The 20,232-nt window shown below is 63.6% G+C and carries 28 protein-coding genes and 1 tRNA gene; 10 read left to right on the plus strand and 19 right to left on the minus strand.

Annotation, left to right across the window (positions count from 1 at the left end; genetic code table 11):
• The first annotated feature begins 25 nt into the window (after positions 1–25).
• The gene (locus EPJ54_RS04700; protein ID WP_135210494.1) at positions 26–580 is read left to right on the plus strand and encodes a DUF7010 family protein; all 555 of its coding nucleotides are present in this window, start codon (positions 26–28) and stop codon (positions 578–580) included.
• Here EPJ54_RS04700 and serS read toward each other — a convergent pair.
• The 9 genes from serS to EPJ54_RS04745 form a co-directional block, all read right to left on the minus strand.
• On the minus strand, positions 577–1,992 hold the full coding sequence (gene serS / locus EPJ54_RS20210; RefSeq protein WP_135210495.1) for a serine--tRNA ligase: 1,416 nt from the start codon (positions 1,990–1,992) through the stop codon (positions 577–579). The two genes, EPJ54_RS04700 and serS, sit on opposite strands and share 4 nt — an antisense overlap.
• 49 nt (positions 1,993–2,041) lie before the next feature.
• Entirely contained in the window at positions 2,042–2,869 is an 828-nt protein-coding gene (tatC, locus tag EPJ54_RS04710; protein WP_239590756.1) for a twin-arginine translocase subunit TatC, read from the minus strand.
• Positions 2,866–3,330 carry a Sec-independent protein translocase protein TatB gene (gene tatB, locus EPJ54_RS04715; RefSeq protein ID WP_135210496.1) on the minus strand — a complete coding sequence of 155 codons (465 nt, stop codon included), beginning with the start codon at positions 3,328–3,330 and terminating at the stop codon, positions 2,866–2,868. The genes tatC and tatB overlap by 4 nt, the downstream gene beginning before the upstream one ends.
• A gap of 21 nt (positions 3,331–3,351) precedes the next feature.
• Positions 3,352–3,558 carry a twin-arginine translocase TatA/TatE family subunit gene (locus tag EPJ54_RS04720; RefSeq protein WP_239590757.1) on the minus strand — a complete coding sequence of 69 codons (207 nt, stop codon included), beginning with the start codon at positions 3,556–3,558 and terminating at the stop codon, positions 3,352–3,354.
• A gap of 48 nt (positions 3,559–3,606) precedes the next feature.
• Positions 3,607–4,341 carry an SMC-Scp complex subunit ScpB gene (gene scpB / locus EPJ54_RS04725; RefSeq protein WP_135210498.1) on the minus strand — a complete coding sequence of 245 codons (735 nt, stop codon included), beginning with the start codon at positions 4,339–4,341 and terminating at the stop codon, positions 3,607–3,609.
• Positions 4,331–5,155, minus strand: coding sequence for a segregation and condensation protein A (locus tag EPJ54_RS04730; RefSeq protein WP_135210499.1), 825 nt, complete (start codon positions 5,153–5,155; stop codon positions 4,331–4,333). The genes scpB and EPJ54_RS04730 overlap by 11 nt, the downstream gene beginning before the upstream one ends.
• Positions 5,156–5,178: 23 nt before the next feature.
• Entirely contained in the window at positions 5,179–6,198 is a 1,020-nt protein-coding gene (gene nagZ / locus EPJ54_RS04735; protein ID WP_135210500.1) for a beta-N-acetylhexosaminidase, read from the minus strand.
• Between the two features lie 11 nt (positions 6,199–6,209).
• A complete protein-coding gene (locus EPJ54_RS04740; RefSeq protein ID WP_167755576.1) occupies positions 6,210–6,827 on the minus strand; it encodes an SPOR domain-containing protein in 618 nt (205 codons plus the stop codon).
• 247 nt (positions 6,828–7,074) lie between these two features.
• Positions 7,075–8,247 carry a deoxyguanosinetriphosphate triphosphohydrolase gene (locus EPJ54_RS04745; RefSeq protein WP_420823032.1) on the minus strand — a complete coding sequence of 391 codons (1,173 nt, stop codon included), beginning with the start codon at positions 8,245–8,247 and terminating at the stop codon, positions 7,075–7,077.
• Positions 8,248–8,402: 155 nt separating this feature from the next.
• Here EPJ54_RS04745 and erpA point away from each other — a divergent pair, with 155 nt between their 5' ends.
• From erpA to EPJ54_RS04760, 3 genes are read left to right on the plus strand one after another with little or no spacing between them, the layout of a single operon-like run.
• Positions 8,403–8,729, plus strand: a complete 327-nt coding sequence (gene erpA, locus EPJ54_RS04750) for an iron-sulfur cluster insertion protein ErpA (protein WP_135210503.1) — start codon at positions 8,403–8,405, stop codon at positions 8,727–8,729.
• Positions 8,730–8,731: 2 nt separating this feature from the next.
• Positions 8,732–9,364, plus strand: coding sequence for an SEL1-like repeat protein (locus EPJ54_RS04755; protein WP_135210504.1), 633 nt, complete (start codon positions 8,732–8,734; stop codon positions 9,362–9,364).
• Positions 9,361–10,020, plus strand: coding sequence for a nitroreductase (locus EPJ54_RS04760; protein WP_135210505.1), 660 nt, complete (start codon positions 9,361–9,363; stop codon positions 10,018–10,020). The genes EPJ54_RS04755 and EPJ54_RS04760 overlap by 4 nt, the downstream gene beginning before the upstream one ends.
• On the opposite strand, the gene EPJ54_RS04765 is transcribed toward EPJ54_RS04760, so the two are convergent.
• A complete protein-coding gene (locus tag EPJ54_RS04765) occupies positions 10,017–10,349 on the minus strand; it encodes a hypothetical protein (RefSeq protein WP_135210506.1) in 333 nt (110 codons plus the stop codon). The genes EPJ54_RS04760 and EPJ54_RS04765 overlap by 4 nt on opposite strands.
• Positions 10,350–10,443: 94 nt before the next feature.
• Between EPJ54_RS04765 and EPJ54_RS19735 the strand changes: the two genes are divergently transcribed.
• From EPJ54_RS19735 to EPJ54_RS04775, 3 genes are read left to right on the plus strand one after another with little or no spacing between them, the layout of a single operon-like run.
• Positions 10,444–10,596 (plus strand): hypothetical protein, encoded by a 153-nt coding sequence (locus tag EPJ54_RS19735; RefSeq protein WP_167755577.1) that lies wholly within the window; start codon positions 10,444–10,446, stop codon positions 10,594–10,596.
• A 37-nt stretch (positions 10,597–10,633) separates the two neighbouring features.
• Positions 10,634–11,410, plus strand: coding sequence for an exodeoxyribonuclease III (locus tag EPJ54_RS04770; protein WP_135211188.1), 777 nt, complete (start codon positions 10,634–10,636; stop codon positions 11,408–11,410).
• Positions 11,411–11,443: 33 nt separating this feature from the next.
• Entirely contained in the window at positions 11,444–11,836 is a 393-nt protein-coding gene (locus EPJ54_RS04775; RefSeq protein WP_135210507.1) for a DUF4112 domain-containing protein, read from the plus strand.
• Here EPJ54_RS04775 and EPJ54_RS04780 read toward each other — a convergent pair.
• Genes EPJ54_RS04780 through murA form a run of 9 tightly spaced genes read right to left on the minus strand, consistent with a single transcriptional unit; the run spans position 11,833 to position 17,426 of the window.
• Positions 11,833–12,003 (minus strand): DNA gyrase inhibitor YacG, encoded by a 171-nt coding sequence (locus EPJ54_RS04780; RefSeq protein WP_135210508.1) that lies wholly within the window; start codon positions 12,001–12,003, stop codon positions 11,833–11,835. The two genes, EPJ54_RS04775 and EPJ54_RS04780, sit on opposite strands and share 4 nt — an antisense overlap.
• Positions 12,000–13,082 (minus strand): ribonuclease E/G, encoded by a 1,083-nt coding sequence (locus EPJ54_RS04785; protein WP_135210509.1) that lies wholly within the window; start codon positions 13,080–13,082, stop codon positions 12,000–12,002. Before EPJ54_RS04785 ends, EPJ54_RS04780 begins: the two co-directional genes overlap by 4 nt.
• Positions 13,079–13,633: a Maf family nucleotide pyrophosphatase gene (locus tag EPJ54_RS04790; RefSeq protein ID WP_135210510.1), complete on the minus strand. Its 555-nt coding sequence runs from the start codon at positions 13,631–13,633 to the stop codon at positions 13,079–13,081. The genes EPJ54_RS04785 and EPJ54_RS04790 overlap by 4 nt, the downstream gene beginning before the upstream one ends.
• Positions 13,630–14,502 carry an SDR family oxidoreductase gene (locus tag EPJ54_RS04795; RefSeq protein WP_135210511.1) on the minus strand — a complete coding sequence of 291 codons (873 nt, stop codon included), beginning with the start codon at positions 14,500–14,502 and terminating at the stop codon, positions 13,630–13,632. The genes EPJ54_RS04790 and EPJ54_RS04795 overlap by 4 nt, the downstream gene beginning before the upstream one ends.
• Positions 14,499–14,717, minus strand: a complete 219-nt coding sequence (infA, locus tag EPJ54_RS04800; protein ID WP_135210512.1) for a translation initiation factor IF-1 — start codon at positions 14,715–14,717, stop codon at positions 14,499–14,501. The genes EPJ54_RS04795 and infA overlap by 4 nt, the downstream gene beginning before the upstream one ends.
• Positions 14,718–14,777: 60 nt before the next feature.
• Positions 14,778–15,236: an arsenate-mycothiol transferase ArsC gene (locus tag EPJ54_RS04805; RefSeq protein WP_135210513.1), complete on the minus strand. Its 459-nt coding sequence runs from the start codon at positions 15,234–15,236 to the stop codon at positions 14,778–14,780.
• The gene (locus EPJ54_RS04810) at positions 15,223–15,696 is read right to left on the minus strand and encodes a UPF0262 family protein (RefSeq protein ID WP_135210514.1); all 474 of its coding nucleotides are present in this window, start codon (positions 15,694–15,696) and stop codon (positions 15,223–15,225) included. Before EPJ54_RS04810 ends, EPJ54_RS04805 begins: the two co-directional genes overlap by 14 nt.
• Before the next feature lie 6 nt (positions 15,697–15,702).
• Positions 15,703–16,140, minus strand: coding sequence for a DUF2948 family protein (locus tag EPJ54_RS04815; RefSeq protein ID WP_135210515.1), 438 nt, complete (start codon positions 16,138–16,140; stop codon positions 15,703–15,705).
• A gap of 8 nt (positions 16,141–16,148) precedes the next feature.
• A complete protein-coding gene (gene murA, locus EPJ54_RS04820) occupies positions 16,149–17,426 on the minus strand; it encodes a UDP-N-acetylglucosamine 1-carboxyvinyltransferase (protein ID WP_135210516.1) in 1,278 nt (425 codons plus the stop codon).
• Between the two features lie 267 nt (positions 17,427–17,693).
• On the opposite strand from murA, the gene EPJ54_RS04825 reads away from it, so the two are divergent.
• From EPJ54_RS04825 to EPJ54_RS04835, 3 genes are all read left to right on the plus strand, one after another.
• Entirely contained in the window at positions 17,694–18,812 is a 1,119-nt protein-coding gene (locus tag EPJ54_RS04825; protein WP_135210517.1) for a DUF898 family protein, read from the plus strand.
• On the plus strand, positions 18,809–20,083 hold the full coding sequence (locus EPJ54_RS04830; protein ID WP_135210518.1) for a M48 family metallopeptidase: 1,275 nt from the start codon (positions 18,809–18,811) through the stop codon (positions 20,081–20,083). Before EPJ54_RS04825 ends, EPJ54_RS04830 begins: the two co-directional genes overlap by 4 nt.
• Positions 20,084–20,104: 21 nt before the next feature.
• Positions 20,105–20,179: transfer RNA gene (locus EPJ54_RS04835), tRNA-Thr, on the plus strand.
• Positions 20,180–20,232: the final 53 nt, after the last annotated feature.

Consider the following 20,232-nt stretch of genomic DNA (forward strand, 5'->3'; position numbering starts at 1 on the left):
GTCGTCACTCAGACGGGGGACGCCAATGAACGATCTGCACGCAGCACAAGCCGACATGCGGCGCGGCTATTTGAGCGGCGCGGGCGGAATTCTCGCGTCGTCATTGGCATGGGCCGCGGCCGCGGGCACGGCAATTTTCGTGTCACCCGCGCAATCGGTGTGGGTGCTCTTCATCGGCGGCATGCTCATTCATCCCGTCGGGCTCGTGATCTGCAAATTGCTCGGTGCAAGCGGCGGCAACGCCAAAGCCAACCCGCTCGGCGGGTTGGCTGGCGCGACCACCTTCTGGCTGATCTTCAGCCTGCCGTTGGTCTACGTCGCGCATCTCCAGCGCATGGAATGGTTCTTCCCGGCCATGCTGCTGGTCATCGGCGGACGCTATTTAACCTTCGCGACCATCTACGGCATGCGCTTCTATTGGGTGCTTGGGCTCACACTTGCCGGCGCAGCGATGGCGCTCGTCTTCCTGAAGGCGAACGCGCAAGTGGGTGCGATCGCAGGCAGCGCCACCGAGTTTGGATTTGCGATCGCCGCCTTCATGCTGCACGCGCGCTGGCAGAAAGCGCAAACCGCAGGCTAGAGGGAAATCCGCTCCAGCCCGCCCATGTACGGCACGAGCGCCTTCGGCACTGTGATCGAGCCGTCGGCGTTTTGGTAATTCTCCAGCACCGCCACCAGCGTACGGCCCACCGCGAGGCCCGAGCCGTTCAACGTATGTACAAACTCGGTGCGGCCTTCCTTGTTGCGGAAGCGCGCGTTCATGCGGCGCGCTTGGAAGTCGCCGCAATTCGAGCACGAGCTGATCTCGCGATACTTGCCTTGGCTCGGCAGCCAGACTTCGAGATCGTACGTTTTCTTCGCGCTGAACCCCATGTCGCCCGAGCACAGCAACATGGTGCGGAACGGCAATTCGAGCGCTTTCAGAATGTCTTCCGCGCAGCGCACCATGTGCTCGTGTTCTTCATGGCTTTGCTCCGGCGTCGAGATCGTGACGAGCTCGACCTTGCGGAATTGGTGCATGCGGATCATGCCGCGCGTGTCGCGGCCTGCCGCACCCGCTTCGGCGCGGAAGCACGGCGTGTCCGCCGTCATGCGCGTCGGCAATGTGTCTTCAGCCAAAATTTGTTCGCGCACCAGATTGGTCAGCGCCACTTCCGAGGTTGGGATCAGCCAGAAATCCTCGCGCGTGGGCGCGACTTCCAGCAGCTCCTTCATCACCTCTGTCGGCTTAGCTTGCCCACCGCGCTTGGCGAATTCATCGTCGAAGCGATCGAGCGCCTCGAACAACAATTCTTCGCGGCTCACCGTGCGCGCGGCGGTAAATTGATCGTCGACGAATTTCGGCAATTGGCCCGTGCCGAACATCACATGGTCTTTCACCAGAAGCGGCGGCGCTACTTCAGTGAACCCATTTTGCGTCGTGTGCTTATCGAGCATGAACGCCGCGAGCGCGCGCTCAAGCCGTGCGAGCGGACCTTTTAGCGCCACGAAGCGCGCGCCCGAGAGACGCGCCGCCGCTTCGAAATCCATCATGCCGAGATTTTCGCCGAGCGTGACGTGATCGGCCGTCAGATCGAGCGCGGGCGGCTCGGCCCCGTCCGTCTTGTACCAGCGGCGCACTTCGACATTGCCGTGCTCGTCGGCGCCGTCCGGCACTTGGGGGTCCGGCAAGTTCGGTAGCGAAGCCAACAGATCGTCGCGCTGCTTCGAAAGCTTCGCTTCCTCAACGCCACTTACCTCGATGCGTTGCTTCAGCGCCGCGACCTGCGTCATCAGCTTTTCGGCTTCCGCCTCATTCTTCTGCGCCTTGGCTTGGCCGATCGCCTTGGACGACGCATTGCGCTGCGCCTCGGCTTCCTGCTTTGCCGTGGAGGCGGTGCGCAGCTTGGCGTCGATGTCGATGATCTTCTGCGCTTGCGGCGCAAGGCCCCGACGCGCCCAGGCGGCGTCGTAAAGAGCGGCGTTTTCGCGGATGGCTCGAATATCGTGCATGGTGGGGTTCGCTTAGCCGAACCGCGCGGCCAATTCTACGGGGCCGATTCTACGGGGCCGGCGGCGTAACCGCTGTCCCGGCCTCTTCCTTGGCGCGCGTCCGCTCCATCGCCGCCACGATCCAGATCGAGATTTCGTAGAGCAGGTAAACCGGCACGGCCATGACGAACATCGAGATCACGTCATTGGGCGTGACCAGCGCCGAGAAAGCGGCGATGCCGACGATGGCGTAACGGCGGCCCTGCTGGAGCAGCTTGCTTGAAACGATGCCAACCTTGCCCAGCAACGAGAGCACCACCGGCAGCTGGAACATGAGCCCGAACGCCAGAACCAGCGTCGTCACCAGGCCCATATATTCTTCGACCTTAGGCAGATACGTCACCCGCACCGGGCCGTCGGTGACTTCCTGAGTCAGCGCGAAATTCAGCGCGAACGGCATCGCGACGTAGAACACGAACGCGGCGCCCAGCGCGAACATCACGGGCGACGCGATCATAAAGGGCGCCACCGCCATGCGTTCGCGTTTGTAAAGTCCGGGCGCTATGAAGGCATACACTTGCCAAGCCACCACCGGGAACGCGAGCACGATGCCGCCGAACAATGCGATCTGCATCTTTACCGAGAAGAAGCCGAACGCGCCCGTGTTGATCAGCTCAATCGCCTCGCCCGCGCGCTCGGGATGCGCCACCGCCATTGCCGTCTGAAACGGCTGCGCAAGAAACATGAACAACGGGTCGACGAAAATGAAGCAGACGATGAAGCCCACGACGACAGCCGCAATCGACCGTACAAGCCGGTCGCGCAGCTCCATCAAATGATCCATCAAAGGCGCGCGAGACGCCTCGACTTCATCGTCGTCGGATTGAGCAGCGGTCACGGCGCGCTCCGCGCGATCGGCGCAGGCTTGATTTCCTCGGCGAGCGGCGCTGCCGCATCACCACTCGCGTTCGCGGCTTCCGGCGCTGCAGCGCGATCAACAGGCGCAGCGCTCGGCCCGCGCCCTGGCGACGCCGTTGTCGTCGGCGCTTCAAGCTGCTTCGGCGGCGACGCGACGCCCGCGTAATCCTCAAGCGTCGGCAACGGCCTGGTCAGTTCGCGATTGATCTCTTGCAGCGACGTTGTGCGACGCAGCGCATCAACTTCGCGCTTCAGCTCATCCAACTCGGCCTGGCGCGCCAGTTCATCGAACCCGGTACGAAACTCCTGCGCCATGCCGCGCAGTTTCGCGGTCCACTTGCCAAGCTTGCGAAACAGCAACGGCAAATCTTTCGGCCCCACGACCACAAGGGCGAGGATGCCGAGAATGATGATCTCGTTGAAGCCGAGGCTCGGAAGCATGGACCTACTATCCCGCTGCGCTTATTGCGCGCGGTCGGAATTCTGGTCGCGGACTTGGGCCGGCGGCGCTTCGGGATTCGCCGGCGTTTGCTCGGGCTCTGTCAGCCCCTTGCGGAAGCCTTTGATGCCCTTGCCCAGATCTTCCATGAGGCCCGAGATGCGGCCCGGACGGCTGAACAGCAGGAACGCCAACCCCAGCACGATCAGGAGCGGAATCAGCCCTGGCATATGCATTTGAATTCACTCCAACTCAGCGGGCGGCTCGCCAAACGGCGCTTATTCGCCCTCTTCCATATGATCCACGAAAAAGCTTGCCGCGTCGTCACCTTCCGACAGCGGTTCTTCGTCACTCTCCAAGTCCTCGCTCGGACGCGGCACGTCAATCACCGACGCTGCGCGCGGGTCGAGCAGACCCAGACTCTTGAGATCGTCCTTGCCCGGCAGAGCGTCAAGCGAGGCCAGACCGAATTGACCTAGGAATACGTCCGTCGTCCCAAAGGTCAGCGGCCTGCCGGGCGTGCGGCGGCGCCCGCGCGGGCGAATCCAACCGATCTCCAGCAGCAGCTCCATCGAGCCGCGCGACAGGCTAACCCCTCGAATTTCCTCAATTTCCGCCCGCGTCACCGGCTGGTGGTAGGCAATAACCGCAAGCGTTTCCATCGCCGCCTTGGGCAACCGCTTCGGCGCCTCGCGGGTCTCGGTAAAGAGGCCAGCCAAATCGGGCGCGGATTGGAACCGCCACCCGGCCCCGGTCTCCACCAGCTGCACGCCGCGCTCGGCATAATCAGCTTTCAGCTTCATGAGCACGGCAGCGACGTCCACCGCCGGCCCCAGCTTTGCGCCCAAATCCTTGGCCGAGATCGGCTCGCCGCCGGCGAACAACAGCGCCTCAGCGGCGCGGATCGCATCCTGTGACGGCTCAGCGCGCACGCGGCCCTCGCCACCCTCAACGAAGGCGTCCTCGATCCGGCGCATAGCGTCGGCGAGCGGGGGATCGTTCTCAGCGCTCACGGCCGTCTTCCTGCACCGGCTTGGCGCGCACGAATAGCGGCGCGAACGCTTCCGCTTGTCGCAGCTCCATGCGGCCCTCGCGGGCAAACTCCAGCGCCGCGCCAAACGTGGACGCGATATAACTCTCGCGCGGCGGCGCTTCGGGGCCGCTCTCGTCGCTCGCGGGCGCGACGGCTTCGATCGCTGTCCATTCTTCGAGCTTCACCAAAGCCTGCTCAAGCTTCTTGCGCGCTGTTTCCAGCGGATACGCGCGGCGGACAAAGGTTTTGAACGCGCGCTTGCGCACGCTCTTGGAGCGCTCAGCGCAATAGACGTTCAGCAATTCATACAAATCGGCGCGCCATGTCGTCGTCTTCGTCAGCACGGTGGTTTGCGGCTGGCCGTTCAAGAACACGTCGCGATCGAGTTGCGGCAATTCTTCGAGCTTCTTCGCCGCCATGCGCGCGGTGGCGAGGTTCATCAGCTTTTGCCGCAGCGCCTCTTCCATCTGCTCGGGATCGGGCTCATCGGCCGGCAATTGAGGCTTCGGGATGAGCAGGCGCGATTTGAGCAACGCCAGCCACGCCGCCATCACCAGATAATCGCCAGCGATCTCCATGTTGTGAGCGCGCGCTTCGGCGATGAAAGCGAGATATTGATCGGCGATCTCGGCGATCGAGACTTTCGCAATGTCGATCTTCTTCGCCCGCGCCAGCTCCAACAGCGCGTGCAGCGGGCCCTCGAATGCATCGAGCGCAACCACGAGCGCCTCTCGCCCCTCCGCCTCTTCGGCGGCGGCGAGATCGAACTCGAGTTGGTCTTCGTCGTTGCTCATAAAATGGGAACCGCTCGCGCGGCCTAATTGCTCACAAGCTGCTTGTAGCGCGCCCAGCCGGCCTCGGCATCGAATTCGTCAGTGGGGCGTTTGCCGAACGCCTCCACCGCTCGCGCCCGCACCAGCGAGAGCCCCCCCAGCGCACGGCAGCCAGAAGCCGCTTCCTGCATCTCTTTCAGCACGCCCGAGCATTGCAGCACCACGTCGCAGCCAGCGCCCAAAGCCGCCTCGGCGCGCTCTTTCAGGCCGCCATTCAGTGCGTATTGGAGTGCTTTCATATCCAGATCGTCGCTCATCAGCAGACCCTGAAAGCCGATGCGGCCACGGATGATGGTGTCGATCACGATTGGTGAGCACGTCGCAGGCCGGTCGGCGTCCCACGCATCGAACACGATGTGCGCCGTCATCGCCGCCTCAGCGTCGGCCAGCGCCGCGAACGGCGCCACATCGTTGGCCAGTTCCGCTTCGCTCGCCGTCACGCGCGGCAGCGCCAAATGAGAATCCGCCGTGGCGCGGCCATGCCCCGGCATGTGCTTGATGCAGCCTGCAACACCGCCCGCGTGCAAACCTTCCAACGCCGCACGCGCCAGGGTCGCGACATTTTTCGGGTCAGCTGAGAACGCGCGATCGCCGACGATTTTGTCGCTGCCTGCGACCGGCACATCCAGCACCGGCGCGAAATCCGCATCCACGCCCATGCTCTTCAGCTCATGCGCCATCAAGCGATGCCCAAGCCGCGCCGCTTCCAGCCCCGCGATCGCATTGCGTTCAAACACTTCGCCATAGCGCGCAGCCGGCGGCCATGTCGGCCATTCCGGCGGCTTCAAGCGCGCAACGCGCCCGCCTTCCTGATCGATCCAGACCAACGCGTCGCGCCCCGCCGCGTCACGTAGCTCCGCGCACAACGCCCGCACCTGCTCGCGGCTCACGCACGCTTCGCGAAACAGGATAAAACTCCACGGCCGCGCATCTCGAAAAAACGCGCGCGTCTCCGCGTCGAGCTTAGGTTGGCGCAGGCCGAGAGAGCACGCGAGCATGGACATCGGCGCTGTTTCTAGCGCGTCGTCACGATGCAGTCCTGGCCCATTTGCCGGATGCGTTCGCAGAAACGGGATGCGTTGGCGCGATCGGCGAAATACCCGGCGCGAATGCGGTGATAGACGCCGCGTTGACCGAGATCAGCACGCTCCACATCAAGCCGGGCCGACGCAAACAATTGCGGCGCACGCGACGACAAACGCGCCCACGCCTGCTGCACAGCCTCTTCTGATTGCAGCGCTGCCAATTGCGCGACGTAAGGGCCATTTGAAACAAACGTCGGATCAGCCGCCAATTGCGGCGCACCTGCGGGCATCGCTTCCTCGGCGGGCGCCGCGACTTGCTCCGGGCCAGCGCGCGGCGTGGCTTCCGCCGTTTCAGTGCGACCTTCGAGCGTATCGTTGAACGCGCCTTGCTCGACGCGATCCGGCGCATTCGCGGCTTCCGGTGGCGGCTGAATTTTGTACGGCCCGCTTGGCGCCGAAATGCGCGGCACTTCCGGCTCGCTATAGAGCTGCCAAAGGAAGCCGCCAAACGCGAGCGCCACCACGAGCATCAAAATATAGACCATGCCCGCGTGACGCGATTGGTCGTCATAGGCGTGACCGCCGCGGGGATCGTATCGAGAGTTCAAGGCCATGCTCCGGAATCAAAGCGCAGATTACCACGCCCCCGCCTTCACCCGCGCTTAACGAGATGAAATTGCAGCCCTGCGGAATCCATAATTTCGCAAGTGTTACGAAACTCCTCCCCCGCAAGCGGGGGAGGTGGCGAGCGAAGCGAGCCGGAGGGGGCAAGTCCGGTAGACAATCGCGCGCCCTCGCCCCCCTCAGTCGCTTACGCGACAGCTCCCCCGTGCACGGGGGAGCACCTTCGAGGATTTAGCGCTCCAGACGGAACAAGCGTTTATGTTCATCGATGGCGAAATCGTCGGTCATGCCGGCGATATAGTCGCACACGCGGCGCGCCGTACGCGGCCCGTTGGCGCCGTCGCCACCCTGTTGCCAGTCCGGTGGCAAAAGCTCCGGTTCGCCAATGAACAGGTCGAACAAGTCTTTCAGAATGCGCTTGGCGTGACTGCGCGAGCGATTGACCTTCCAGTGCCGGTACATGCGCGCCATCAGAAAGCGCCGCAGCACGGCTTGGTTCTCGTTCATGACGTCCGAGAAACCCACGAGCGGCTTACCCGCCGCGCGCACATCTTCCACCGATTGCGGATTGGCCGCCGCGATGCGGTTGCCCGATTCCCAAACCAGATCGTCGATCCATACACCGATCAGACGCCGGATCGTCTCCGCGCCCAAGCGATCATCATCCAACCCCGCATGATCGCGCTCCACAGTCACCAGCACACGCTCAAACATCGGCACTTCGCGACGCAGCTCTTCAATCGTGAAAAGCCCCGCGTGCAGGCCGTCATCGATGTCGTGATTGTTGTAAGCAATGTCGTCCGCGTGCGCGGCGACTTGCGCTTCTAAGCTTGGCCACGAGTCCAGCTCTAGATCATGCGTCGCGACATATTCCTGTATGGCGATCGGCAAATCCTTCAGCGTCGCGCCATAACGGATGAGCGGCCCGTTGTGTTTGACGACGCCTTCCAGCGTCTCCCACGTCAGATTGAGCCCGTCGAAATTTGGATACTTGCGCTCAAGCTTCGTCAGCACGCGCAGCGTCTGCGCGTTGTGATCGAAGCCCTGATAATGCTCCATGCAGGCGTCGAGCACGTCTTCCCCCGTGTGCCCGAATGGCGGGTGGCCAAGATCGTGCGCGATGCCGAGGCACTCGGCCAAATCGTCATCGAGCCCCATCTGCCGCGCCACAGCGCGCGCGATCTGGGCCACTTCCAAGGAATGCGTCAGGCGGGTGCGGTAATGGTCGCCCTCATGGGCCACGAACACTTGCGTCTTGCCCCGCAGCCGTCGGAAGGCGCTCGCGTGGACAATCCTATCCCGGTCGCGTTCAAACGGCGTCCGGGTGCGGCTTTCGGGTTCCGGGTGCAGCCGGCCGCGGGATTTGGCCGGGTCCGTGGCGTAAATCGCCCGGCCGGGGCGCACATAGGCGGCCTCGTCCGGCTTGGACGGTTTCGCCTTGTTGGCTGTAGCTGTTGGTTTCTGCCCGTCGGCCACGTGCCGGCTTCTCCTCTTGCCCTGGATGAGACCATATATGGGGCCGAGCAACTTGAGAAAGCGTCTCAGGAGATCGTTAACGCATGTCCAGTGTTGGCCTTACCGCCGCCGCCGCCGAGCGGATCAAATCCGTGGTCGCCGCTGAACCAGCGGGCGCGGGCCTGCGCGTGGCGGTCGAGGGCGGCGGCTGCTCCGGCTTCCAATACGAGATCGCGGTCGATAAAACCGCCAAGGCCGACGACCTCGTCATCGAGCGCGACGGCGCCAAGCTGTTCGTCGATCCCGTCTCGCTCCCCTTCCTGTTGGGCTCCGAGGTCGATTGGGTCGATGAGCTGATCGGCGCGGCGTTCAAAGTCAAAAACCCGAACGCAAAAACCAGCTGCGGCTGCGGCGTCAGCTTTTCGGTCTGACCATGTTCGGCCTCGGCGCTTCAAAACTCGACCGGGGTCTCGACGCTTTCGAAAAAGGCGAATGGAAGCGCGCGCGCCGCACACTTGAAGACGCGCTGATGGATGATGAGAACGCCAACGGCTTCTATCATCTGGGCGTCCTCTATTGGCGGGGCCTGGGCGGTGATCGCGACAAACGCGCGGCCGCGGATTGCTTCGCGCGCGCTGCGGACGTCGGCCATGCCGGCGCGCAGACGGCCTATGGCATCGCGTTGCGCTCAGGCGCTGGCGTCGAGAAGGATATCGAGGCCGCGCGCGCAAACTTCCGCGCCGCCGCCGGCGCCGGCGATTGCGAAGCGATGGTGCAGATCGCCACCATGTGCGAGCCGGACGAACATCGCCGCTGGCTCTTGCGCGCCTCCGAACTCGGCTACGCGCCGGCCATGCGCCACCTCTCCGACGCGCTGATGCGCTACGATCCGATCGAAGCGCTGTCGTGGCTTTACGCTGCGGTGGCCTTGTCGGCCGACGAAGCCGCGCGCAAGCGCGCCGGCGCCCTCGCACGCGAGATGTCCGCTGCGGAAATTGACGCCGCCCAAAAAGCTGGCCGACAATACGCCAAGGATATCCAGCAGCGGGCGCGGGAAAGACGATGAATGTTGACGAAGCTCTGAAAGCCCGCGTCTCGATCCGCGCCTTCAAGCCCGATGCCGTCTCCGAAGCGCAAGTGCGCGATATTCTCGATGTCGCGCGCTACGCGCCGTCCGGCGGCAATCTCCAACCTTGGAAAGTGATCGCCGTCGCCGGCGATGCGCGCCAGGAGGTGCTCGACATCGCCAAGGCAAACCTGCCTGGCCATATCGGCGAACGCTTCATCTATCCCGCCGATCTCTGGGAGCCCTATCGCTCACGCCGTTTCAAAGTCGGCGAGGATATGTACGCGTTGCTCGGCGTGCCGCGCGACAACAAGATGGGCCGCCTCCAGCAATTCGCGCGCAATTACGAATTTTTCGGCGCGCCTGTCGGGCTGTTCATCGTCATCGATGAACGCATGGGCTACGGCCAATGGGCGCATCTTGGCATGTTCATGCAATCGATTGCGCTCGCCGCGACCGAACGCGGCCTCGCCACCTGCATGCAGGAAGCCTGGGCCACACTGCGCACGCCGCTCAAAGCGCATTTCGGCTTGGAAGAGCAAGAGATGATCTATTGCGCCATCGCGCTGGGCTACGCCGACATGAGCGCGCCCGTAAACGCTCTCCGCAGCGATCGCGCGCCAGTGGATGAGATTGCGACGTTCAAGGGCTTCTAGTTCCCGGCTTCGCGCGTATTGCCGAGGATGCCGTCCTCCACGAAATCCACGATCGCGAACACGAGCCCCATCACCAGCAGCCACGCGATCGGCGCGATCAGCATCGGCATGGCCAGATGGTGGCCCTCGCTGTAAGCGCGCCACGCAGCGCTCGCGGCTATGAACGCCACGATCGGATAAATCCAGCACAGCAGCTCCGCGATCAGCAGCGCCACCGGCGAACGCCACAGCGCCCGTTCCTCCGCCGTCAACAACCGCACCGCCAGCCCCAAGCTCGCCGCGCTCACCACAAGATGGAACAGGGTGAAGGCCCAAAGGATTACAATCATGTCGCCTCTCTAGCATGGCGGCCGCCAAAAGGCTTTCCCTCGGAGCCAATCAGGCGGAAAATGTCGATCGCGGGGGCGCTTAGGAGGTTGTCTCATGACCGCTCGCAAAGTCGGCGAACACGTCGAAATTCCACAGGACGAGGCCCGCGCCGGCGAGACCGGCCACCATGTCCGCTACATCCTCGCCGCTGGCATCGTGCTGGTCGTGCTTGGCTTTGGCGCGATGGCGATGGGCTGGTTTGGTTGAGCTTGAGCCCGCGCGAGGCTAAGCCTCGCGCATGGCTTTGAAAATCGCGACCTGGAACGTCAACTCGATTCTCGCCCGTCTGCCGACGGCGATGAAGGTGTTCGAGGAAGTGAACGCCGACGTCTGGTGCTTGCAGGAAATCAAATGCGAAGACCCGCGCTTCCCGCGCTTTGAGCTGGAAGCGATGGGCTTCAATATCGAGACGTTCGGGCAGAAGAGCTATAATGGCGTCGCCATTCTCTCCAAGCACCGCATTGAAGAATTTGTTCGCGGCGTGCCGGGCTTGGAGCACGAGCAGTCCCGCTACATCGAAGCCGTGATTGCCGCACCGGATGGACCAGTGCGTGTGGCGTCAATCTATGCGCCGAACGGCAATCCGATCGGCACGGAGAAATTCAGCTTCAAACTCCAATTCATGGAAGCGCTGCAAGCGCACGCTCGTGAATTGCTGAAGAACGAAGAACGCTTTGTGCTCTGCGGCGATTACAATGTGATCCCGCGCGAGGTCGATTGCTGGGATCCATCTGTTTGGACCGGCGACGCGCTCTTCCAACCCGAAACCCGCGCCGCCTATCGCGCGCTGGAAAATCTGGGCCTCACCGACGCCTTCATAGCCGTTGATGGCGCCGCGCACCGCTACACGTTCTGGGATTACCAAGCCGGCGCCTGGCAGAAAGACCACGGCATCCGCATCGATCATTTCCTGCTCTCACCGCAGGCGGCTGATCTACTCACCGGCGTGCAAATCTTCAAGAAAGCGCGCGGCCTGGAGAAAGCCAGCGACCACGTGCCCGTGATCGCCAACTTCGGCTAGGAACTGAGCGCGCCACTCAGCGGTTGCACGCACATGGCTACGCAATCCGTCTTCGAACCCTTTGTCGCGCGCCTGCGTTCACGCGATGTCGCCGACACGTCCGACATCCGCCAGCTCGCCGAATGGCTCGACACACGCTTCGAGATTCCCGGCACGAAAATCCGCTTTGGCTTCGACTCGATCATCGGCCTCATCCCCGGCATCGGCGATCTCGCGACCACCGTGCTCGGCGCCTATATCGTCATCCGCGCACGCGAGCTCGGCGCGCCGCCGCTGCTGCAAGCGCGCATGGTGCTCAATCTGGCGATCGACGCGCTCGTCGGCGCCATCCCACTCGTCGGCGATATTTTCGACTTGGCCTTCAAATCGCATGTGCGCAACGTGCGCATTTTGCTGCGCCATTTGGACGATCCGCGCCGCGTTTAGCGCTCCGTCGGCGGCATCTCGTCTTCGCCTGGATCGTCTTCTTCGACCGCCGGAATGGCGTACCCGCCGCTCAGCCAACGGTTGAGATCAACGTCAGCGCATCGCTTTGAACAAAACGGCCGATAGTTCGGGTCTTGCGGCTTGCCGCAGATCGCGCACTTGCTCATAGCGCCCTCGCATCAATGCGTTCGCGCGGCGCCGGCGTGGAATCGATCGCCCAGCGCATGCCAATCCGGCTCGACAGCTCCGTGCGCCAATCGATCTCGCCAGCATCCAGCCAAGCTTTCACTTCAGGCGAGACCGTGCACGCAATCTGGCGCCCGCCCTGCGCCCGCGCTTCGCGCTCGATCGCACGCAACGCCATCAGCGCCACCGTTTCAACGCTCAAGCGCCCATCCGGATCGCGCATCTGTTCATGCAAAGGCGTACGCAATTGCGAGCGCGCCAGGTCAAACACGCCGAACCGTGACAACGCGCCAAACTGCACGCTCCACGGATCGCCCGCGAACGCCGCACGCACCGCCTCTTCCAATTGCTTGTTGTGGCCTTTTGAGCGCAACGACACGAAATCAATCGCAATCACACCGCCCAGCCCGCGCAACCTGATCTGCCGCGCGGCCTCCTTCGCGGCCGCGATGTTAAGATCGAGCGCGAATTTCTCCGGATCGCCCGAACCGGCGCGGCCGCCCGCGTCCACATCGATCGCCACCAGCGCCGATGTCGGCTCAATGGTCAGCACACCGCCGCCGGGGATCGGCGCAATGCGCGCCAGAGCATCCTCGATCGCCGCGTCCAGTTTGCCGCGCATCAGCGGGTCAGCGGGCTTGGCGAGCACCAATTCCTCATCCGCATCGTGGCGCCCAATCAGATGCGGCGCCTCACCATCGTGGCCGACCTCTTGCAGATCAACGACCGGGTTCTTGCTTCGTGCGGCCTCACGCGTCACGGAGACGACCACGCCTTGCCCCTCGCGCAGCGCCACACGCTCGCGCCGCATCCGCACTTTGCCGTCTTCGCCGAGCGGCATGAAACCGAACTGGTCGCGCAATCCCAAATCCAGATAGGCGCCGCGCCGGCGCCGATCCAATTCCCGCACCCGTGCGCAATAGAGCTCACCCCAGCGCGCGCGACGGCCGTCATCGGTCTTTCGCGCCACGCGCAGCGCGATCGGCTTGCCGCTGCGCACCAACGCTTCGCGCGTTTCGCCAATCGCGGCGTCGATCCAAGTCTCCAGCGGCTCACTCATCGCGCGCCCTCAAGCAGCAGCGCCGTTTCATAAAGCGGCAAGCCGACGACGGAGGAGTAAGAGCCAATGATCGAAATGATGTAGCGCGCCGCCACCCCCTGCACAGCATAGCCGCCCGCCTTGCCGCGCCATTCGTCGCTGGCGATGTAAGCGTCGATTTCTTCAGCGGTAAGCCGTTTGAACGCAACGCGCGTTTCAACAAGGCGCTCGCTTACCTTGCCGTCATGACGCAGCGCCACACCGGTATAGACTCTGTGCGATCGTCCCGAGAGCAGCGCCAAGCAATCGCGCGCTTCGGCTTCTGTCTCCGCCTTCGGCAAAATCCGACGTCCGACAGCCACTACCGTATCCGCCGCCAACACCAGCGCATCATCCGCACGCGCGGCTTCGGCTTTGGATCGAGCCAGACGCAACGCCAGCAAGCGCGCCGTCTCGCCCTTCAGCAGCGTTTCATCGATGTCGGTTGAGATCACATCGTCCGGCTTCACGCCGATCTGCGCCAAGAGCGCCAGCCGGCGCGGACTCGCGCTGGCAAGCACCAAACGCGTCATGTGCGCTTCGTCAGCCCCAGGCGTCTGGCGATGATATTGTCCACCGTGCGCGGCGGCAGCATACGCGGCAGCGCCGCATCCATGAGCGGCTTCCGCAGAATCTCATACCGGACCTTCGGCTTCGGATCGCTCAAGCAATGCCAGATCAGATCGCCTACGTCGGACGGCGGCAAACCTTGCTTGCCTTGCGCAAGCATATAATCGGCCACGCGCTCAACGGCCGGCGCATAATCGGTGTTCGAGAAGCGCTTCAGATCTTCGCCCTCCGCCTTGTCCCAGATCGGCGTCGCGATCGCGCCTGGCCCAATGACGATCACGTCGATGCCGTAGAGCATCAATTCGCGGCGTAGCGATTGCGAGTAGCCTTCGAGGGCGAACTTCGACGCCGAATACGGGCCAACGAACGGCGATCCGTTCCGCCCGCCCACCGACGAAATCATCACGATGCGGCCGGGCTTGCCGGTGCGATCCTTGTCGGCGCCCAGCAAATCCGCGAACGCCCGCGTCACGTTATGCACGCCGAACAGATTGATCTCGAATTGGCGGCGCAAATCGTCCGTGTCGAGATGCAGCAACGGCCCTGGCACGGCGATGCCTGCATTGTTCACAAGGCCATAGAGCCTCTTGGCGCCAAGCGCGGCCGAAACTTGCGCAGCGCCCGCACGAACAGCGACCTCATCGGCCACATCGAACAGCAACGGCGTCACGCTCGCGCCAAACTCGCCGCGCAAGCTCTCCGCATCCGCCTCTTTACGCACGCTGGCGAAAACATGCGCGCCTTCGCGCACGGCTTTCGCGACAGCAGCGCGGCCAATGCCAGTGGAGGCGCCGGTTATAACGATGGCGCGGTCGAGCGAGTTCTGTGTCATTTGAACCTGTACGTGATGCGCCCCTTGGTCAGATCATAGGGCGTCATTTCGACAAGCACTTTGTCGCCGGCCAGCACGCGGATGCGGTTCTTGCGCATCTTGCCGGCGGTGTGGGCGATGATCTCGTGATCATTCTCGAGCTTCACCAGGAACGTCGCATTGGGCAGCAGCTCAACCACGGTTCCCGCGAATTCCAATAATTCTTCCTTTGCCATTCTCTCTCCTGGGGCCCTTGCTGAATCGGGCCGGGCGCGCCGCCTTATAGGCGCTCGAACCTAGCCCGTCGACGGGCGGACGAAGCGGGACGCAATACGCTTATCAAGCGTGTCCCGCACCGCCCGGTATTCCATAAGCACTTGATCTCGCGAGCCTTCCGCCAGGGATGGATCGAAGGTCGGCCAATACTCGGCAGCCAGGCCAAGCGCAGGGATCATGTCCAACGCCCGGTGATGGGCCTCGGGGCTCAACGTGACGATGAGGTCAAACGGGCCTTCCTCGGCCTCTTCAAAAGCGTTTAGCCCCTTCGGTCTCAGCTTTGAGATATCGCCGCCACGCTCGTCCACCACGAACGCGGCCATCGCCGACACCTCCTCGTGCGGGCGCACGCCGGCGCTATCGACCCGCACCAACGGCCCGAAGCGCAGCCGCATCAACTCCGCCGCCATCGGCGAGCGAATGGCATTGTGGGTGCACATGAACAGCACCGACCCCGGCAGGGTCTCAGGCCCGGACATGCAGCGCGCAAACCAGAGTGAACAGCCGCCGCCCGGTTTCCAGGTCGATCTCGATCTTGCCGGCCAGCGCTTCCATCAGCACTTCGCCGGCTTCGTTGTGTAACCCACGTCGTCCCATATCGATGGCTTCGATCTGGCTCGGCGCTGCGGTGCGGATGGCGTTGTTATAGCTGTCGCAGATCATCAGATAATCTTTGACCAGCTTGCGCATCGCCGACATCGGCAAATGGTGCAGCACCACGCGCTCACCGGCTTCGTCGGTGACATCGAACGCAAGCCGCCCATCCGATTGTGCGAGCAGCAACAGATATGGCCCACGGTCCTCACCCGCGATCGCGAACGAATTGCTCTCTTTCAGATCGAACAGCGCAATGCGGCGTTCGTGTTCGGCATTGGGGCTGGCGGGCGCAAGCGAGGCTTCGTCCAAGATCACATCGGCGAGGCGATTGCGCTCACTCATCGGACGTCAGCCGCGTTCGTGATCGGGTCGGCGCGGCGTCGGCCACACTGGCCCGATATCCACCAGCACAGCGTCGAGACACTCAACCGCAACGGCGATCTCGCCGCCACCGGCCAACACGATGCGCACCGTGCCGGAAGGCGGCTCAGCGTCCGCCTCGAACGTCACCGACAACACCGAGGCCAACGCGTCATCGATATCTTGGCGCACGCGCTTGCTTTTCACGCCCATCACGCCGTCGAAGGAAAGCGCCGCGCGCACGCGCTCATATGGGCCACGCTCGCCGGCGCTTTCCCAGCGAAACCGATTGAGCATAGCCGTGAAGCGGCGTGCTTTTCTATCGACGCTGATTTCGCCGACGCGCACGAGCGCGTCCTGAACCGCCGCCCCGATGATGTCGAGGTCGGCCTCGTCCTCGGCCATCAGTTTCAGCATGCCGCTCATCAGCCCGCTTACGCCTGTTCTTCCTTCTCGCGCACGATGCGCGCGCCGCACGCCGAAAGCTTGCCCTCCAAGCCCTCAAAGCCGCGATCCAAATGGTACACGCGGTTGACGATCGTATCACCCTCAGCCGCAAGGCCGGCGATCACCAAGCTCACCGACGCCCGCAAATCCGTCGCCATCACCGGGGCGCCAATCAAACGATCAACGCCGGTCACGACCGCTTCGTTGCCGTGCACCGCGATCTGCGCGCCGAGACGCGCGAGTTCCGGCGCGTGCATGAAGCGATTCTCGAAAATGGTTTCGCGAATCCGCGATTGGCCGTCCGCGAAACACAGCATCGCCATCGTCTGCGCCTGCAAATCGGTGGGGAAGCCGGGGAACGGCTCGGTTTCGAAATCGACGGGCTTCAGGCGCTTGCTCGCATCGCGTTTGATCCGCAGCCCGCGATCCTCAGCCCTCACCTCAACGCCGGCAGCTTTCATCACATCGATCAGAGCACCCAAATGCTCCGCACGCGCGCCGCTCAGCAGCACATCGCCGCCCGCCGTCGCCGCCGCCAACGCATATGTGCCGGCCTCGATCCGATCGCCCACCACCGGGTGCTTCGTACCCTTCAGCGACGTGACACCCTTGATGCGAATTTCGCTTGTGCCCGCCCCTTCGACCCGCGCGCCCATCGCGTTCAGGCAATCGGCCAAGTCGGCGATCTCCGGCTCGCGTGCGGAATTCTTCAACACGGTATCGCCCTGCGCCAGCACGGCCGCCAGCATCGCGTGCTCAGTCGCGCCCACGGATACGAACGGAAACTCGATCTCGGCGCCTCTCAAGCCGCGCAGCGCCGCCGCTTTCACATAGCCCTGCTCGATGACGATATCGGCGCCCATCGCCTCGAACGCCTTCAAGTGCAAATCGACCGGCCGCGCGCCGATCGCGCAGCCGCCCGGCAACGACACGGTCGCATGGCCGACGCGCGCCAGAAGCGGCCCCAGCACGTTGAACGAAGCGCGCATCTTCCGCACTTGATCGTACGGGGCGATGGTCGAGGCGATCTCGGCCGCGTGCATGCGCAGCGTGCGCGTTTCCTTGATCCAGGTGATCTCGACGCCCAGCGAAGCCAGCAGCTGCACCATGAAGCGCGTGTCGGCCAGGTCCGGCATGTTTTCGAGGATCAGCGGATCGCCACACAGCAAAGCCGCCGCCTGCAGTTTCAGCGCCGAATTCTTGGCCCCGTAAATCGGGATGATTCCATTGAGCGGCGACCCGCCCGAAATAACGATGCGATCCATATGGCTCTTTCGACGGCGGCCCCCGCCTTTGGCCGGGTTATGGGGGGCGGGAACGGCGTAAGCAAGGCGCGGGACAACCGCCCCAGGCCTTTGTTGGCGCCTATTTTTTGTCCGCCGGCTTCGAGGCAGCCTTACGGCGGGCAATGTTGCGCTTCAGCGCCTCCGCAGCGCGCTTTTCCCGGTCCTTTTGCGGTGGAGGCGGCTTGCCCTGCATCTCTGGAATCGACCCTGGCGTGCAACGTCGCTAGGTTGGCGACGGGGGATTTCATGACGCTAGAAGCAGCGCCAACACAAGCCTTCGCCCACAGCGGCAAGTTGGGCAATGTCCTGGGGCTGGCGTTCAAGAACGCCGGGCTGACCCTGGCCACGCTCACGCTTTACCGTTTCTGGGCCCGAACCTCGATGCGCCGCCGGCTCTGGTCGCGCGTTTGGGTGATGGGGGACCCGCTCGAATATACCGGCTCCGCCTGGGAGCTCTTCCGCGGTTTCCTGATCTCGCTGCCCTGCTTTTTCCTGCCGGCGATCTTCATCTTCTATATCGCACCGCTGATGATGGACCCGGTGGCCGCGACGTGGCTTGCCATCGCCTTCTATATCATCGCCAATCCGCTGATCGCCGCCGCGCGCTATCTGATGCGCCGCTACCAACTCTCGCGCACGCGTTGGCGCGGCATCCGCTTCGGGCTTGCCGGCTCGTCGGCGCGCTACGCGTTCGCCTCGTTTGGCTGGACGATCCTGCAGACGCTCTCGCTTGGCTGGTACACGCCAGCCGCACGCATGAACCGCGCCAAGCTGATGTGGGACAATGCCCGCTTCGGCGATCAGCCCTTTCAATTCGTCGATGACGGCGAAAGCCCGCAGAAGGGCATGTGGTGGCCGTTCGCGATGGGCTGGTTCGGCTCGCTGCTCGCAATGTTCGTCGCCTACTTTATCGTCTTCATGATCGCGTTTGCGGCAGGCCTCGGCGAATACATCAGCCAGAGCGCGGAATCCTCCGAGCAAGCGGCGATGATCTTCGTCGGCATTGGTATCGCCTCGCTTGTGTTGGGCTTGTTGCTGATGACCTTGGCTTGGGCGCCCTACAACGCCGCCGCCATGAACCGCATCGCGTCGCTCATCGAACTAGACGGCGCGCGTTTCAAACTCAAAGCCAAAACCTTCTCTCTCTTCGGCATCACGCTCGCCGGCTGGCTCATCACCATCTTTTCGCTGACGCTGCTGGCGCCCGTCGCCGGCTTCTTGCAGGTCCGCTACGTGATCAACCGGCTAGAAGTGATCGGCGCGCCGAAATTCTCCGAAATCGGCCAAGGCATTGTGCCTGAGGGTTCGTCCGGCGAAGGTTTGGGCGATGCGTTCGACCTCGACATGGGAGTGGGCGTCGTATGATCCTCGCGCGCTACGCCGACGGCCGCGCCGCGGTCACGCATGACGCCCAGGTTGAACTCGGGCCCGACTCGCTGACGATCCAAGTCGGCGATCAAGCGCACGTTTGGGTTTATGCCGAGCTCCGCCGCGCCGATGATGGCTCCGGCCGCATCATGCTGAAGCGCAAGCCCGATACAGGTGAGCGCCTGATGCTGGAGCAGAGCTCCGATTTACAAAGTGCGGCGCCCGAGCTCTTCAAGCCACGCGCTTTCGGCATCGAAGGCCGCGTCGTGGTTGGCGGTTTGGTCACCGCCGCTTGGAGCATCGCCGCAATCTTTCTGATTGGCATCCCGCTCGCTGCGGCGCCCATCGCGGACATGATCCCAGAGCGCCAGCGCAACCAGATCGCGGACATCTCCTGGTCGCAAGTGAACGCGTTCACCGATTATTGCGACGACAGCGACGAGGCCGCGCGCATCCTCAATGACGTCGCCTATCGCATGATGGAGCGTTCCAACGTCGCGCGCCGTGATGACATCTGGATCACCATCGTCGATGCGCCATTCCCCAACGCGTTCGCGCTGCCGGATTATTCAATCATCGTCACCGACGATTTGATCGAGATGGCCGAGAGCCCGGACGAGGTGACCGGCGTGATCGCACACGAGATCGCGCACATCGAACACAACCACGTCATGAAGAACATCATCCGCAATGTCGGCGCGGGCGTGTTCTTCGACATCGTGTTCGGCGGTGCGGGCGCCGGCCAAGCCATCGCCATCGCCTCGGTCAACCTCACCGGGCTGCGCTACAGTCGCGACGACGAAACCGACGCCGACCTGCGCGGCTTCGAATACATGGATGCGGCCGGAATCGACACGGGCGGCGTCGCCCGCCTTTTCGCCCGCTTCACCGAAATGGCCGAAGAACAAGGCGGCGGCGATATCCCCACGCTGCTTTCAAGCCACCCCGCCAGCGCCGAACGCGCCGCCACCGCCCGCGCCCGTTCGCGGCCGGGCTTGGCGCCCTCCATCAGCGACGCCGATTGGCGGATCGTGCGCGCCGCATGCGGCGGGCTGGAGGATGAACCAGCCGAGATCCCGCCCACCGAGACGCCGGAATCGGACGAAACCCCACCTACGCCTCCGGCCCCGGCGCCCACAAACCCCACGCCGCCGCTCGACGGCGGCGCCGGCAAGCCGGAAGGCCCCGGCCCGATGCCAAAGCCGGCCGACGCCAAGGCCATCGCGCCGCGCACCGGCGGGCTTCCATCCCTGAGCCGGGCAAGCTAGAAGCGCCGCTTCCTGGGAATCGCCGCGGTAGCTCAGTGGTAGAGCGCACCCTTGGTAAGGGTGAGGTCGAGAGTTCAATCCTCTCCCGTGGCACCAGCCTACGCTCGCATGGCGAGCTCCGGATGACTCACGCAGCCCCCATTTTTCAG

This window comes from Vitreimonas flagellata (assembly GCF_004634425.1).
Classification (GTDB): Bacteria; Pseudomonadota; Alphaproteobacteria; order Caulobacterales; family Aquidulcibacteraceae; genus Vitreimonas; species Vitreimonas flagellata.

What these genes read in the sequence shown, in the direction of transcription:
- EPJ54_RS04700 (WP_135210494.1), top strand. Translation starts at nt 26, where the DNA reads ATGAACGATCTGCACGCAGCACAAGCCGACATGCGGCGCGGCTATTTG.
- serS (WP_135210495.1), bottom strand. Translation starts at nt 1,992, where the DNA reads ATGCACGATATTCGAGCCATCCGCGAAAACGCCGCTCTTTACGACGCC.
- tatB (WP_135210496.1), bottom strand. Translation starts at nt 3,330, where the DNA reads ATGCTTCCGAGCCTCGGCTTCAACGAGATCATCATTCTCGGCATCCTC.
- EPJ54_RS04720 (WP_239590757.1), bottom strand. Translation starts at nt 3,558, where the DNA reads ATGCCAGGGCTGATTCCGCTCCTGATCGTGCTGGGGTTGGCGTTCCTG.
- EPJ54_RS04730 (WP_135210499.1), bottom strand. Translation starts at nt 5,155, where the DNA reads ATGAGCAACGACGAAGACCAACTCGAGTTCGATCTCGCCGCCGCCGAA.
- nagZ (WP_135210500.1), bottom strand. Translation starts at nt 6,198, where the DNA reads ATGTCCATGCTCGCGTGCTCTCTCGGCCTGCGCCAACCTAAGCTCGAC.
- erpA (WP_135210503.1), top strand. Translation starts at nt 8,403, where the DNA reads ATGTCCAGTGTTGGCCTTACCGCCGCCGCCGCCGAGCGGATCAAATCC.
- EPJ54_RS04755 (WP_135210504.1), top strand. Translation starts at nt 8,732, where the DNA reads ATGTTCGGCCTCGGCGCTTCAAAACTCGACCGGGGTCTCGACGCTTTC.
- EPJ54_RS04760 (WP_135210505.1), top strand. Translation starts at nt 9,361, where the DNA reads ATGAATGTTGACGAAGCTCTGAAAGCCCGCGTCTCGATCCGCGCCTTC.
- EPJ54_RS04765 (WP_135210506.1), bottom strand. Translation starts at nt 10,349, where the DNA reads ATGATTGTAATCCTTTGGGCCTTCACCCTGTTCCATCTTGTGGTGAGC.
- EPJ54_RS19735 (WP_167755577.1), top strand. Translation starts at nt 10,444, where the DNA reads ATGACCGCTCGCAAAGTCGGCGAACACGTCGAAATTCCACAGGACGAG.
- EPJ54_RS04775 (WP_135210507.1), top strand. Translation starts at nt 11,444, where the DNA reads ATGGCTACGCAATCCGTCTTCGAACCCTTTGTCGCGCGCCTGCGTTCA.
- EPJ54_RS04780 (WP_135210508.1), bottom strand. Translation starts at nt 12,003, where the DNA reads ATGAGCAAGTGCGCGATCTGCGGCAAGCCGCAAGACCCGAACTATCGG.
- EPJ54_RS04785 (WP_135210509.1), bottom strand. Translation starts at nt 13,082, where the DNA reads ATGAGTGAGCCGCTGGAGACTTGGATCGACGCCGCGATTGGCGAAACG.
- EPJ54_RS04790 (WP_135210510.1), bottom strand. Translation starts at nt 13,633, where the DNA reads ATGACGCGTTTGGTGCTTGCCAGCGCGAGTCCGCGCCGGCTGGCGCTC.
- EPJ54_RS04795 (WP_135210511.1), bottom strand. Translation starts at nt 14,502, where the DNA reads ATGACACAGAACTCGCTCGACCGCGCCATCGTTATAACCGGCGCCTCC.
- infA (WP_135210512.1), bottom strand. Translation starts at nt 14,717, where the DNA reads ATGGCAAAGGAAGAATTATTGGAATTCGCGGGAACCGTGGTTGAGCTG.
- EPJ54_RS04805 (WP_135210513.1), bottom strand. Translation starts at nt 15,236, where the DNA reads ATGTCCGGGCCTGAGACCCTGCCGGGGTCGGTGCTGTTCATGTGCACC.
- EPJ54_RS04810 (WP_135210514.1), bottom strand. Translation starts at nt 15,696, where the DNA reads ATGAGTGAGCGCAATCGCCTCGCCGATGTGATCTTGGACGAAGCCTCG.
- EPJ54_RS04815 (WP_135210515.1), bottom strand. Translation starts at nt 16,140, where the DNA reads ATGAGCGGCATGCTGAAACTGATGGCCGAGGACGAGGCCGACCTCGAC.
- murA (WP_135210516.1), bottom strand. Translation starts at nt 17,426, where the DNA reads ATGGATCGCATCGTTATTTCGGGCGGGTCGCCGCTCAATGGAATCATC.
- EPJ54_RS04825 (WP_135210517.1), top strand. Translation starts at nt 17,694, where the DNA reads ATGACGCTAGAAGCAGCGCCAACACAAGCCTTCGCCCACAGCGGCAAG.
- EPJ54_RS04830 (WP_135210518.1), top strand. Translation starts at nt 18,809, where the DNA reads ATGATCCTCGCGCGCTACGCCGACGGCCGCGCCGCGGTCACGCATGAC.